The sequence below is a fragment of the Streptomyces sp. NBC_00659 genome (genome assembly GCF_036226925.1).
In the GTDB taxonomy this organism is placed as follows: Bacteria; Actinomycetota; Actinomycetes; order Streptomycetales; family Streptomycetaceae; genus Streptomyces.
Map to the genome: position 1 here is coordinate 5,645,036 of NZ_CP109031.1, position 12,495 is coordinate 5,657,530.

Annotated in this window: 12 protein-coding genes, 3 tRNA genes and 1 pseudogene; 12 read left to right on the forward strand and 4 right to left on the reverse strand. The window is 68.8% G+C overall.

The genetic code is table 11. The annotated features are described in order from the left end of the window. Nucleotides 1–414 precede the first annotated feature (414 nt). Nucleotides 415–756, reverse strand: coding sequence for a CPCC family cysteine-rich protein (locus OG410_RS24660; protein WP_329301191.1), 342 nt, complete (start codon nt 754–756; stop codon nt 415–417). Nucleotides 757–809: 53 nt separating this feature from the next. Here OG410_RS24660 and OG410_RS24665 point away from each other — a divergent pair. Both OG410_RS24665 and OG410_RS24670 read left to right on the forward strand, forming a co-directional pair. Next, nucleotides 810–906: transfer RNA gene (locus tag OG410_RS24665), tRNA-OTHER, on the forward strand. 156 nt (nt 907–1,062) lie between these two features. Then, nucleotides 1,063–1,494 (forward strand): ankyrin repeat domain-containing protein, encoded by a 432-nt coding sequence (locus OG410_RS24670; protein WP_443063792.1) that lies wholly within the window; start codon nt 1,063–1,065, stop codon nt 1,492–1,494. A 276-nt stretch (nt 1,495–1,770) separates the two neighbouring features. On the opposite strand, the pseudogene OG410_RS24675 reads toward OG410_RS24670, so the two are convergent. Then, nucleotides 1,771–1,920 (reverse strand): annotated as a pseudogene (locus OG410_RS24675) (IS110 family transposase); the annotation flags it as partial. A gap of 454 nt (nt 1,921–2,374) precedes the next feature. Here OG410_RS24675 and OG410_RS24680 point away from each other — a divergent pair. Both OG410_RS24680 and OG410_RS24685 read left to right on the forward strand, forming a co-directional pair. Next, the gene (locus OG410_RS24680; protein ID WP_329301192.1) at nt 2,375–3,202 is read left to right on the forward strand and encodes a hypothetical protein; all 828 of its coding nucleotides are present in this window, start codon (nt 2,375–2,377) and stop codon (nt 3,200–3,202) included. 761 nt (nt 3,203–3,963) lie between these two features. Next, complete coding sequence (locus OG410_RS24685; RefSeq protein ID WP_328449318.1) at nt 3,964–4,176, forward strand: hypothetical protein; 213 nt, start codon at nt 3,964–3,966, stop codon at nt 4,174–4,176. Between the two features lie 80 nt (nt 4,177–4,256). Here OG410_RS24685 and OG410_RS24690 read toward each other — a convergent pair whose 3' ends face one another. Then, nucleotides 4,257–4,913, reverse strand: a complete 657-nt coding sequence (locus OG410_RS24690) for an SDR family oxidoreductase (protein ID WP_326786096.1) — start codon at nt 4,911–4,913, stop codon at nt 4,257–4,259. 119 nt (nt 4,914–5,032) lie between these two features. On the opposite strand from OG410_RS24690, the gene OG410_RS24695 reads away from it, so the two are divergent. Continuing rightward, complete coding sequence (locus tag OG410_RS24695; protein ID WP_329301193.1) at nt 5,033–6,133, forward strand: hypothetical protein; 1,101 nt, start codon at nt 5,033–5,035, stop codon at nt 6,131–6,133. A 269-nt stretch (nt 6,134–6,402) separates the two neighbouring features. On the opposite strand, the gene OG410_RS24700 is transcribed toward OG410_RS24695, so the two are convergent. Next, complete coding sequence (locus OG410_RS24700) at nt 6,403–7,653, reverse strand: amidohydrolase family protein (protein WP_329301194.1); 1,251 nt, start codon at nt 7,651–7,653, stop codon at nt 6,403–6,405. 594 nt (nt 7,654–8,247) lie between these two features. Here OG410_RS24700 and OG410_RS24705 point away from each other — a divergent pair. The 7 genes from OG410_RS24705 to OG410_RS24735 all read left to right on the forward strand — a co-directional run bounded on the left by OG410_RS24705 (nt 8,248) and on the right by OG410_RS24735 (nt 12,330). Beyond that, nucleotides 8,248–8,320 (forward strand) — tRNA-Thr (locus OG410_RS24705). 46 nt (nt 8,321–8,366) lie between these two features. Continuing rightward, nucleotides 8,367–8,439: transfer RNA gene (locus OG410_RS24710), tRNA-Met, on the forward strand. Between the two features lie 87 nt (nt 8,440–8,526). Continuing rightward, nucleotides 8,527–8,691 (forward strand): 50S ribosomal protein L33, encoded by a 165-nt coding sequence (rpmG, locus tag OG410_RS24715; protein ID WP_003948671.1) that lies wholly within the window; start codon nt 8,527–8,529, stop codon nt 8,689–8,691. A gap of 189 nt (nt 8,692–8,880) precedes the next feature. Then, nucleotides 8,881–9,333: a MaoC family dehydratase N-terminal domain-containing protein gene (locus tag OG410_RS24720; RefSeq protein WP_326786093.1), complete on the forward strand. Its 453-nt coding sequence runs from the start codon at nt 8,881–8,883 to the stop codon at nt 9,331–9,333. A 1-nt stretch (nt 9,334) separates the two neighbouring features. Further along, nucleotides 9,335–9,763, forward strand: coding sequence for a MaoC family dehydratase (locus OG410_RS24725; protein WP_329301195.1), 429 nt, complete (start codon nt 9,335–9,337; stop codon nt 9,761–9,763). Between the two features lie 220 nt (nt 9,764–9,983). Beyond that, nucleotides 9,984–10,553 (forward strand): TetR/AcrR family transcriptional regulator, encoded by a 570-nt coding sequence (locus OG410_RS24730; protein ID WP_329301196.1) that lies wholly within the window; start codon nt 9,984–9,986, stop codon nt 10,551–10,553. Nucleotides 10,554–10,830: 277 nt separating this feature from the next. Further along, on the forward strand, nt 10,831–12,330 hold the full coding sequence (locus OG410_RS24735; protein WP_443063793.1) for a DHA2 family efflux MFS transporter permease subunit: 1,500 nt from the start codon (nt 10,831–10,833) through the stop codon (nt 12,328–12,330). The last annotated feature ends 165 nt before the right edge of the window (nt 12,331–12,495 follow it).

Genomic DNA, 12,495 nt, shown 5'->3' on the forward strand with positions numbered 1-12,495 from the left:
GTGATGAGCCAGGCTACGAGCAGGTGTCTCACCTTCGGCCACCAGTGCACATCCTTCACAGGCGGGACGGTATCAAGGGCTCATCCGTCCGTCTGAGGACGGCAGGAGATTGGCTCCGAGACTTTGGCCGGGAGCTGCGGCTGGCGCCCGTATAGGCCAAGGCTCTGAGGTTTGGCCTCATCCTTATCAGGTCGATAACGGGGTCTTGGGGAACTCGATCAACGCGTGCTGAACCTCGACTGGCCGTCCCCTGAGGTTCGGTGCAGACCGCCGCTGGTCGTCCTTGTCGGTGTCAGCGCTGGTGTCAGTCGCCCCACGCGATCTTGACAAGGGCTGCCTTCTACGGTCCGCAGCCAGGCAGCGGCTGCCTTCTGAATTCCGAACTCCATCGGGAAAGGTCGGACAAGTCGGGGCCTAGTTTTGATCGCTCGACGGGGTCCCTGGGTAGAGGACACCCGTGCCGTAGTGCGGAGCGATGTCCGGGTGCTCTTCCGGTCGCGGCGCGCGTACCTGTGGCGAGAGACGCCCGCTGCATGCGCCAGCAGCTTCAAAGTTCCGCCGTGCCTCGGTCAGGCTGAGCCGGCCGTTCGGGCCGCCTCGGCACTCGTCTGCATCGTGGTCATCCCGACCGTCGTCCTCCCAGAAGCAGACTGGACAGATCTCGTACATTGCACGCTCGGCGAGGGTGACGAAGCCGCAGCAAGGGCAGCGATACGGACCGTTCTCGGCGCGGCCTATGACATCCGCGAACACCATGAGCGCATTGTGCTGTGCGATCGCGCTGACCCACCTGCCATTTTCGTGAGGCCGGTGGAGTCTCAATGGGCGAGGCGAGTCAACACTTCAGCAATCTTGAAAGCCGTCGTGGCAGCGATGTCACCGTGGGTTCAAATCCCACACCCACCGCAGGTGAACGGCTCCTGACCAGGTGAATCGGTCGGGGGCCGATCTCGTGTCCGCTGGCCGCCAGGGACCGTGACTCCCCGCTGTTTCCCGACCGAACGGGCACGTAGGGGGCACGCGTGGGCTCTCCATGCAAGCCGTCCCAATAGGTGCGCCGACGTGGGGAAAGGGCTTGGTCAGGCTGGTATCGCACGGTTGAATGCCGACGTGGAGAACACCTGCACGCCGGCACATCGAGCGGCGGAGAACGAAGACGCAGAGACCCTGGCTCAACTGCTGGCCAAGGGAGTCGACCCCGATGAGATATGCCACGACATGACGCTCCTTACGCACGCCATCGACGCGGAAGGTGACGGCGCCTTGCAGAGCGGCAAGCCGTTGACTGTGCACACCACCGCGGTGCTCCTGGCCTTCGGGGCTGATCCGCAGCTCCCGGGACCCGACGGGCTGACACCGATGGGCCTGGCCGTCTCCTACGACCACCACCTGGCAGTCGAGCTGTTGCAGCGGCACATCCAGCGGGGTGAGGCGACGCAAGCAGATGAGGATGCAGGCAACGCCGGCGAAGGCCAGGAAGCGTCTGACTTTTGATGGGGAAGGATTCGGAGCAGACAGTTTCCAGCAGACCAAGCCCTCGGCTGGCAAGGCCCGCACGCGCGAGTAGAGCCGGCGGCCTGCGGTCGGCGACGCTGAGAGGTTGGCTCCGAGACTTTGGGCGGGAGCTGCCATGGGGCGAGTGATCATGGCCCCGTAAAGCTTCCGGCGAGCCGGGCAGTCTGTGGACCTGCCCGTTAAAGCACGACGTTGGGGCCATGATCTTCGAGGCTCGCCCCATGCTGGCTGCTTCCTGATGTCGTGTGTCAAGCGTCAGGCCGGGTGTGCAGCTGGTGGAGTGGGGGCGTATTTCCGCTGGTCGCGCAGGAGAACCCAGAGGACGTTGACGCGTCGGCGGGCGAGGGCCAGGACCGCCTGGGTGTGGCGTTTTCCCTCGGTGCGCTTGCGGTCGTAGAAGCGGCGGGGCTCGTCGCGGGCCGGGCACGGGCCACGCCGAGAGCGATCCTCGCCTCTGCCATCCGCATCGGTGATCGCTCGGAACCATCGAAGTCGGTTCCTGCCAAGACCACTTCGGGGGCAAGGTTCTCGGCGAACCGGTCCTCCCCGAGTAGCCGGTAGCAGTCCATGGCATAGAAGTCGGACTTCGCCGGCTCCACCACGAAGTGCTGATCAAGGTTCTCGGGATACGGCATCCCTTCGAGTAGCTTTCGCCCTCTGTCCAAGGCCGCTTCAGTCTGTCGGCGATCGCCTGGCCTCGCCCGTCCCTTTGCCCCCTGGCCCGCAAGCCATGGGGTTTCGCCGCTCGCGGTCCGCACCCGGTCGCGTCGGGGACGAGTGCCCGGCGCGCTCGCAGAGGCCGTGAACCTGCCAGATAGGCTGCCGCTTCTTGTAACGACGTACTCCTGAAGAGGTGTGAATGAAGACAGGCAGACGAACCGTCGCGGTGGCCACGTTCGTGGGGGCGTTGGGGCTTTCGGTGTTGAACTCGCCGACGGCTCAGGCCGCGGACACCGGTATCACCGTGTCGAGCATCGTCATCAACAAGGGCAAGCCGATCGTCGTCGGCACGTCGAAGGAGGTGGAGCCGCCCATCAGTTTCAACATCGCGCTGCCTTCCGGGTACAGCACCGCCGACCCCTCCCGCTACGACGCGTTCCCCTTCCTCTACCGCGGCAGCATGACGACGGCGGCCGACACCGGAGAGAACTTCATCGGGCCAGGCAGCTACACCTGCTACGAGATCGACTCCAAGCACGCTCGCTGCGAGGGCAACCTCTACATCGACCCGCACCCGAGCCAGGAGCACGTCGACTCCAACAGCGACGCCACGACCTGGAAGGTCGGCGTCTCGCTGAGGCTGTGGAAGGCCGACGGCGGTCTCAAGACCGGGGAACGGGAGACGCGGTCCACGACCGCTCAGCTCAAGCGCGCGGCCAAGGCGACCACCGACGCCTCGCCGGAGCCGGTCACCAAGGGCAAGCCGATCACTGTCACGGGCAAGGTGACCCGGGCGAACTGGAGCACGAAGAAGTACGACGCTTACAGCGGCCGTACGGTCAGCCTCCAGTTCCGCGCCAAGGGTGCCGAGACTTTCCAGACGGTCAAGAAGGCCACCACCAGCAGCACCGGGGGCCTGAAGGCCACGGTCACCGCCTCGGTCGACGGTTACTACCGCTGGGTGTACTACGGCAACTCGACGACCGGCGTCGCCACCAGCGCGGCTGACTACGTCGACGTGCGCTGACTCCCTCGGTGCAGGGGCGGGATCTCGTCGCCCTTTGCCTTGGCGGCTGACACGGCATGACACGGCACGACCCCCGCCAAACCGCTTAGCCGCCCATACCTTCGGCCGGGCCGAAGGTATGGGCGGCGGTCGATAATGGCGGGCTGGAAATTGTTGCCGCAGTCGATATCCCGATTGTGGTCTGTATTGCCGGCGGCCGGGCCGCGAAGAAGTGTAAGAAGGCCTTTTGGGGCACGTACGGATCCTTTGCAGGGTTCCGTGACCAGGCCGGCGCGGAATGCATCCAGGGGTCCGCAGGGGCAGTGATGACGTCGCGGCCGTCAAGGGGCGGTCCGTGGGGACCACCCCTACGTATCGCTCGTGACGGCGAAGCACTGCATGGGTGAACTGCCTTGCTGAGAAAGATAGTTGGTTCCTGGTGGGTCGGCATCGGCGTCGGTCGTGGCCTCGGGGATCGGTGCGGCCGATCGGTGCGGTTCCGGTCCTGTGAGTGGGCCGTTCGCCGCGGCTTGACGTCTTGATCCCGCGTTGATCCCGCAGGACGCGGCCGGCCGGTCGCGGCCTGTTTTCGTGCATCGCAATTCTTGGGATGTGGAGGGCGTATTTGGAAATCCCTCTTGAATTGCATTTCAGGTGTGGAAACCCTCATCGAGTGCCATCGAGTTTCGTCGAGTTTCGTCGAATGCAGTTCATCGACAGGGCGGGCGGCTACGGGACGCGTGGGGTGACGGCAGCCGCGGCCGACGGGGCACACTGATCCCATGTCATCGCGTCGTAGGAACTGCCCGGAGTGCCGTCGGGAGATCGCCGTCGTCGCGGGGCGGTTCGCTCGGCATGATCCGCCCGGCGCGCGGGGGACCGGGGAACTGGTCTCGTGCCCCGGCTCGCGCCGGGAAGCGTTCATCGGGGCGGCCCAGCCCACACTGGACGGGTACACCGTCCCCGATTTCCCCGGCCAGCTCTCGCTGTTCTGATCTGAACGGAACGGGCCTTTGGACGGGCGCGGTCAGGGCCGAGCGCGGGCCGGTGCGGCCCGCCGCCGACCGGGCAGGTCCTAGTTGCCCGCCACCGACTTCACCGCGACCGAGATCGGTGTCGAACCGCTGACGGCTTCCAGGGTCAGACCGGCGGTGGCCGGAGTGTCGACCAGTTCGGCGAGCACCGCGGCGACGTCGTCACGGGGAATCATGCCGCGGCCGGTCGAGGCCTCCAGGCGTACGAGCCCGGTTCCGGCGTCGTCGATCAGGCCGCCGGGGCGCAGGATCGTCCAGTCCAGACCCGCACGGCCGCGTACGTACTCGTCGGCCTCGCCCTTGGCGCGCAGGTAGGCGTCGAAGATGTCGTCACCCGGGTGGGCCGGGTCCGCGCCCATCGAGGAGACGACCACGTGCCGGCGTACGCCCGCGCGCTCGGCGGCGTCCGCGAACAGGATCGCGGCGCCCTTGTCCACCGTCTGCTTGCGGTCCGCGCCGCTGCCAGGTCCCGCGCCCGCCGCGAAGACGGCCGCGTCGGCGCCCTGCAGATGCGCGGCGACCTCTTCCACCGATGCCGACTCCAGATCGCACAGGACGGGCTCGGCGCCGGCCGCCCGCAGATCGTCCCCTTGCTCGGCACGGCGGATGATTCCCGCGACCTCGTCCCCGCGCGCGGAGAGCAGCCGCTCCAGCCGCAGCGCGATCTGACCATGACCACCAGCGATGACAATGCGCATGTTTCCGACCGTACGCCCGGAAGACCGCGTTCGCCGCACAACCCTGTGGGCAACTCACGAGTCACATGGGTGATCACTGTGAACGCGTGGGTGATCGCCGCGAGAACGCGTCAGAACGAGTGAACACGCGAACGAAGGAACGCCGTGCGTGGCTCGTGCGGCGTTGCAACGAGGAGACCATCATCACCGTCATACGCAACACCGTCACCGCGGTCGGCTGCACCGCTGTCCTTCTCACCGCGGCGGCCGCCTGTGGCACGGTCGAGAACCTCACGGCCGGGCAGAAGGTGGACCACGCCGCCTCCCGTCTCGGCGAACAGAAGTCGCTCGCCTTCCAGTTGGACCTGGACGCCGACGCGGACGCGATCGACGCCATTGCGGGCGAGGACGGTTCCGACGAATCCCTTCCGCCGACGTTCGCGAAGTTCGTCAGCGAGCTCCGTGTCGACGTCTCCGTCAAGTCCAGGAAGACGCTGGCGGATTCGGGCCAGAAGGACCTCATCGGGACGAGCGTGAAGATCACGGGGACCGGCGGCGTCCTGCTCGAGTACCGGATCATCGGCGACTTCATGTACTACCGCAGCGACATGAAGGCCATCGGTGAGGCGATGGGCATTCCCATGCCGTCCGCCGACGATCTGCCGCCGAGCCAGAAGGAGTTGAAGAAGGTCCTCGAAGGCGACTGGGTGAAGGTCGACACCAAGGAGCTGGAGCGGGTGGGGAAGGCCGCCGGGGGTGACTCGAAGGGGGCCGCCGGTGACGGGGAGATCGACGCGAAGACCCAGAAGAAGGTCCTCGACGCCGTACGCGGTGTCATCGGCCACAAGGTCACCTTCCGGACCAAGGGCGGCGCCGACGGTGTCGAGCACGTCGTCGCCTCAGGCAATGTCCGCGACCTGCTCACCGGTGTCTTCGACAAGCTCCGCCCGCTCCAGGGCGACCTTCCGGCGGGTGCGGAACTGCCCTCCGCCAAGGACCTCAAGGACGCGCCGAACAAGAAGGCTTCCGTCGACTTCACCCTGAAGAACGGCGACCTCCGGCAGATCAAGGTCGACCTGGCCGTCCTCGCCGACAGTCCGACGAAGGCCAAGCTGCCCCTCGTCCTGAAGTTCTCCGAAGCGGGTGACGTCAGCGCGCCGGCCGGAGCCACCGAGATCCCTGTGGACAAGATTTCCGAGGGCAGCCCGCTGGGCGGCGCCTTCATGGGCGGCGGGTTCTAGACCTTCATGGGCGACGGATTCCAGGAGCGGGTTCTGGAGGGGCGGGTGCGGAGGTTCCGAGGGTGGTTCCAGTGCGCCGGCCCCAGTGGGCCCCAGGGGCCTCCGTGGGCCCCGGTCGGCCCCGATCGGTGTGTCGGACCGTGCGGATCCGTCGGACCCGGTCGGCCCTCTGAGGCCTCGGAAGCCGTCCCGGCCGGCCGATGAAGCCTGGCGTCGATGAAGCCCGGCGCCCATGAGGCCAGGCGGCACCAGAAGCCTCGGAGCCCCGGCTAGGACGGCTCTTCCCGTCCCTGCCGGGGCAGTTCCGGCCCGGAGTCGGCCGCCGAGTCGCAGTACTCCCGTACCGCGCTGGTCCGCGCCACCACGCGCCCGCGGTGGATCACGATCCGGCTGTACGCGAGGGACAGCACGCCCACGAGGCGGTCCCCGCGTACGGCGAGCAACTCGGCCGGGAACCCCGCCTCCACGCGCACCTCAGGCAGCCCGAGCGCGGCTCTGGCGGCACAACTCACCGTGCCGTACGCCTCCTCGGGGCGCAGCCCGTGCCGGGAGGCCAGCAAGTACGCGGCTTCCAGCGGGTCCCCGCGTCCCACCGGGTTGGACACGTCGCGCAGGGCGCCACTGCCCGCCGCGATCCGTACGCCGGCCGCCCGCAGCAGCCGTACAGGAGCCGTGCCGCGCCGGTCGGTGGAGCCGCAGCCGCCCTGCGGCAGACACACCACCGTCACTCCGGCCGCGGCGAGTTGGTCCGCGGCGCGGGAGGCCACCTCGGAGGGCAGCCGGCCGAGCCCGCCGCACGGGCCGAGGGTCACCCCGGGCCGCAGGCCGCCCGCCATCGCGGCGAGCCGGGCGAGCCGGGCGGGATCGGTGGCGTCCGTGTGCAGATCGACGGGACAGCCGTGCTCGGAGGCGAGTTCCAGGACGGCCTCGACGTACCCCGTCGGATCGGGGTCGGCGTCTGGACAGCCGCCCACCACGGAAGCGCCCATCTTCAGGGCGTCCCGCATCATCGCGAGCCCGTCGGCACCGGCCGCCCCGGTCAGTACGCGCGGCATCGCGACCGTCGTCAGTTCGGCGAGCCCCCGCAACGACCGCCGTACCTCGAGCACCGCCGCCAGCGCGTCCAGCCCCTGCACGTCACCGACGCGCACGTGGGACCGCAAAGCCGTGGCGCCGTGCCCGAGTTGCAGCAGGGCCGCCTCGGTCGCCCGGCGCTGGATCGCCCGCTCGTCGTACGTGTGAGGTCCGTGGCCGTCGGCAGTCAGGGCGGTGTCGCTGTGTGCGTGGGGCTCGGCGGGGGCCGGCAGGAGGAGGTAGCCGTCGAGGTCCACCCTCGTGGCGAGAGCCCCCGAGGCGCCCGCCGCGAGGCTTCCCGCGGTGCCGACCGCCTCGATACGACCGCCGCCCAGCCGTACGTCCACGGTCCGGCCGTCGGTGAGCCGCGCCCCGCACAGCAGGAGAGCGGCCGTGTCGGTCTGTCCCGAGGGGGAGCGGGGCGGCTGCTGCTGACTGTCGGGCATCGCGCTCCTGTGGCTCGGGGGCGGCTGCGGGAGGGACGACTGCGGAGCGTGGGGACACAAGATCACGCAGCGTGGGTCGAGCCTAGGGCGGTGACCCGTCAACGTCGGGGAGGAGCGCAATAGTCGTACCGGCGTGGCCCGTCGACCGGCCGGGACCGGCCCCCCTTCGAGACCGGTCCGGATCCGGCCGCCCGGCCGCCCCCGCGCACAGTGACCCCGAGCTGGGCACGGCTGCCCCCGGCCACCCCCACACCCACGTCGGCCATTTCCGCGCCGGCCACCCCCACACCCACGTCGGCCATTTCCGCGCCGGCCACCACCGGGCCCGGCGCGGGTCCGCACCGGGCCTGGCGTACGCCCCCACGGGATCCGGCACACGCCCCCACTGGACCCGGTACACGCCCCCACGGGACCCGGCGCAGGTCCCCACCGTCCGACGGCCGGAGAGCCGTCACCCCCTGTGATCCATGAGTCCCGAGGGGCGTGTGAGCGCTTCCGGGAACGCCTGGGGGAACGCCTGTGATCAGGCCCGGGAGGGTGCCGCGAAACGGATTTGGGCGATCGGCGGAGGACCGTGTAATGTCTTCATCGCTCGCCCCAATAGCTCAGTCGGTAGAGCGTCTCCATGGTAAGGAGAAGGTCTACGGTTCGATTCCGTATTGGGGCTCTGGTGCGAAAGGTTCCCGTCGCAAGGCGGGACCCGATCGCATCAAAGCGGTGTAGCTCAGTCGGTAGAGCAAGCGGCTCATAATCGCTGTGTCACCGGTTCAAGTCCGGTCACCGCTACTGACGGTAGCCGATTGTGGGGTCGGTCCTTCGATCGGCTACTCTTCTATGCGTTAATGTCCCATCCGTTCGTCAAGGAGCACTCCTGTGGCTGCCACCGACGTCCGCCCGAAGATCACGCTGGCCTGCGTGGAGTGCAAGGAGCGGAACTACATCACCAAGAAGAACCGGCGTAACAACCCGGACCGACTGGAGATGAAGAAGCACTGCCCGCGTTGCAACGCGCACACCGCGCACCGCGAAACGCGATAATTTCAGGCTCGTACACGAGGCCGTCCCCTTCGGGGGGCGGCCTCGCGTCGTTGTGGAACCGATGTCCGGCGCGGGCCAGGCGTCATGCGTGGACCCCGTGACCAAGAGCGAAGATAGGCCGTCCGGCTAAGACGTTCGCTCCAGCTGTGACAACCAGTGCGGCGACGACAACCAGGAGGTGCCGAGCCCATGGCGCTCGACCAGTCCTTCGTAGGGCGGTCCTACCCGCCCACCGACCCCTATGAGGTCGGCCGGGAGAAGATCCGCGAGTTCGCGGAGGCCGTGGGGGACAGTAACCCTGCGTACACGGACCCCGAGGCCGCACGCGCGCTCGGGCACCCCGATGTGATCGCCCCGCCGACTTTTGTGTTCGCCATCACGTTCAAGGCCGCAGGTCAGGTCGTCCAGGACCCGCAACTGGGTCTCGACTACAGCCGGGTGGTGCACGGCGACCAGAAGTTCGCGTACACCCGCCCGGTGCGAGCGGGTGACCGGCTCACGGTGACCTCGACCATCGAGTCGATCAAGTCCCTCGCGGGCAACGACATCCTGGACATCCGTGGCGAGGTCCACGACGAGGCGGGCGAGCACGTCGTGACGGCCGTCACGAAGCTCGTGTCCCGTGCGGCGGAGGTGGGCTGACATGACGGCGAAGATCTCTTACACGAACGTCGAGGTCGGCACCGAGCTGCCGGCCCAGACGTTCTCTGTGACGCGTGCCACGCTCGTGCAGTACGCGGGGGCCTCCGGGGACTTCAACCCGATCCACTGGAACGAGAAGTTCGCGGTCGAGGTAGGCCTTCCCGACGTCATCGCGCACGGCATGTTCACCATGGCCGAAGCGATCCGCGTGGTCACCGACTGGGTCGGCGACCCGGGCTCGGTCCTCGAGTACGGCGTTCGCTTCACCAAGCCCGTCGTCGTCCCGAACGACGAGAAGGGCGCCACGATCGAGGTCAGCGGCAAGGTCGCGGCCAAGCTCGACGACAACACCGTCCGCGTCGACCTCACGGCGACCAGCGGCGGACAGAAGGTGCTGGGCATGTCGCGAGCGGTCGTACGACTCGCCTGACGCGCCGGATCGCGTAAGGGGCGCCCGCCATTGCGGGCGCCCCTTACGCGTGCCCGCAGCGGCGACCCATGGGCCTCGCCTCAGGAACTCCGCGTCCGCGTCCGAGGCCCGAGGCCCGAGGCCCGAGGCCCAAGGGCCTGAGAGCCGGGCTCCCGAGCGTCCCGTGCCCATGCCCAAGGATCCCTTGACTTAGTTAGTGATTGAGTACTAACTTAGCCCCATGGTCAGGATGAGCGCAGAGGAGAGGCGCGAGAGCGTCGTTCGCGCGGCGATGATCGAGTTCGCCCACGGCGGCTACCACGGGACGTCCACCGAGGCGATCGCCAAGCGCGTGGGTGTCTCGCAGCCGTATCTCTTCCGGCTCTTCCCGGGCAAGCGGGCGATCTTCCTGGCGGCCGCCGAGCACTGCATGGAGCTCGCCCGGCGCAGCTTCGAGGAGGCCGCCGAGGGGCTGGAGGGCGAAGAGGCCCTGCATGCCATGGCGAGGTCCTACGTGAAGGTGATCGCGGAGCATCCTGAGCGGCTGCTGATGCAGATGCAGACGTACGTCGCGGTGGGGGCCGCCGAGGAGGCCGGCGATCACGAGCTCGGCGAGGCGGTCCGGGCCGGCTGGATGCGGCTCTGGGACACGGTCCACGTGCCGCTCGGAGCCGACGTGGACGGGACCACGACCTTCATGGCGTACGGAATGCTCGTCAACTGCCTGGTGTCGATGGGGTTCCCGCCCGAGCATCGGGTCTGGGAAGGGCTCTACCCGTCGGCGCGTGTCACGGGCCGGCTGGAGAAGTAGCGCGACGGCGAAGGCGGTGTCCGGCGCGTCTTCATGACCTCAAAAGTTAGTCATCAATAACTAACCATCGACGGCGATCACATCACCTTCTGGGGGAGCGATGTCTCAGCGGACGGCACGGACAGCGAAGAACGGATCGGCGGCACCGGCCCCGACAGGGGCCACGGGATCGCCCGAGAGGTCGGCCCCGCCGTCGGCCCCGGAGTCGGCCGCGGAACCGACCGGGCGGCGCGGCGGGGCCGGGTGGGCCCTTCTCATCACGAGCGTCGCCGGGTTCATGGCGGCCCTCGACAATCTCGTCGTCACCACCGCCCTGCCCTCCATCCGCAAGGATCTCGGGGGAGCGCTGGACGACCTGGAATGGACCGTGAGCGCCTACACGCTCACCTTCGCCGTCCTGCTGATGTTCGGCGCCGCGCTCGGGGACCGGTTCGGCCGCCGCAGGCTCTTCCTGGTCGGCCTGAGCGTGTTCACCGGCGCTTCGGCCGCCGCGGCCATGGCCCCCGGCATCGACTCGCTGATCGCCGCCCGCGCGGTCCAGGGCGTCGGCGCGGCGATCATGATGCCGCTGACCCTGACCCTGCTGACGGCCGCGGTTCCCGCCGCCAAGCGCGGGATGGCGTACGGGATCTGGGGAGCCGTCAACGGACTCGCGGTCGCCTCCGGGCCCCTCATCGGCGGCAGCCTCACCGAACACATCTCCTGGCACTGGATCTTCTGGCTGAACGTTCCGCTGGGTCTCGCGGTGCTCCCGCTCGCCCGGCTTCGGCTGTCCGAGTCGTTCGGCGCCGGCGCCCGGCTCGACTTCCCCGGCACCCTGCTCGCCAGCGGTGGCCTCTTCGGGATCGTCTACGGCCTGGTCCGCGGGCCCGCCGACGGCTGGACCAGCGCGTTCGTCCTGACCGGTCTGATCGCGGGCGCCGCTCTGCTCGCCGGTTTCGTCGTCCACGGCACCCGGGCCAAGAACCCGATGCTCCCGATGCGGCTCTTCCGCTCCCGCGCCTTCGCCGGGATCAACGCGGCCAGTCTGCTGATGTTCCTCGGGATGTTCGGCTCGATCTTCCTGCTCAGCCAGTACATGCAGGGCGTGCTCGGCTACTCGCCGACCGAGGCGGGGCTGCGGATGCTCCCCTGGACCGGTATGCCGATGCTGGTCGCGCCCATCGCCGGCTACCTGTCCGACCGGATCGGCGGGCGTCCCGTCGTCGCCACCGGGCTCTTCCTCCAGGCCGCCGGGCTCGCGTACTACGCCGCCGTGGTCGCCGCCGACGCCTCGTACGCCTCCCAGCTGCCCGCGCTCATCATCAGCGGCGTCGGGATGTCGCTCTACTTCGCGCCGGCCTCCAACCTGGTCATGTCCAGCGTGCGGCCGCAGGAGCAGGGCATCGCCTCCGGCGCCAACAACGCGCTGCGCGAGGTGGGCGGGGCGCTCGGCATCGCGGTGATGTCCTCGATCTTCTCGGCGCAGGGCGGCTACGCGACCGCCCAGACCTTCATCGACGGACTGCGGCCCGCGCTCGTGGTCGGCGCCTCGGTCGTGGCCCTCGCGGGGATCGCCGCCCTGCTCATCCCGGCCGCCCGGCGCACGGCACGCACCGAGACGGCGGCCGAGGCGGCTCCGGCGCACTCCCTGGACCGGGAGACCGCCTCTCCCGAAACCGCCTCTCTGAAGACCGCAACTCTCGAAACCGCCCCTCCGGAAACCACCTCTACGGAATCGGCTTCTACGGAAGCGGCCTCTACGGAGACGGCCTCTCTCGAAACCGCCTCCCGCTGACGCGCGGAACCGGGATCCCGGCGCTCCGGCCCGGCCGCCAGGAGTACCTGACCGCACGGTCGAACCTTCAGGAGAGCCGCCTCGGCCGAGCGGTCAGGCGCGAGAGGCCCCGCCCCACGGGCGGGGCCTCTCGCATGTCCGGAGCACACCGGTGGCCGGGCGTCC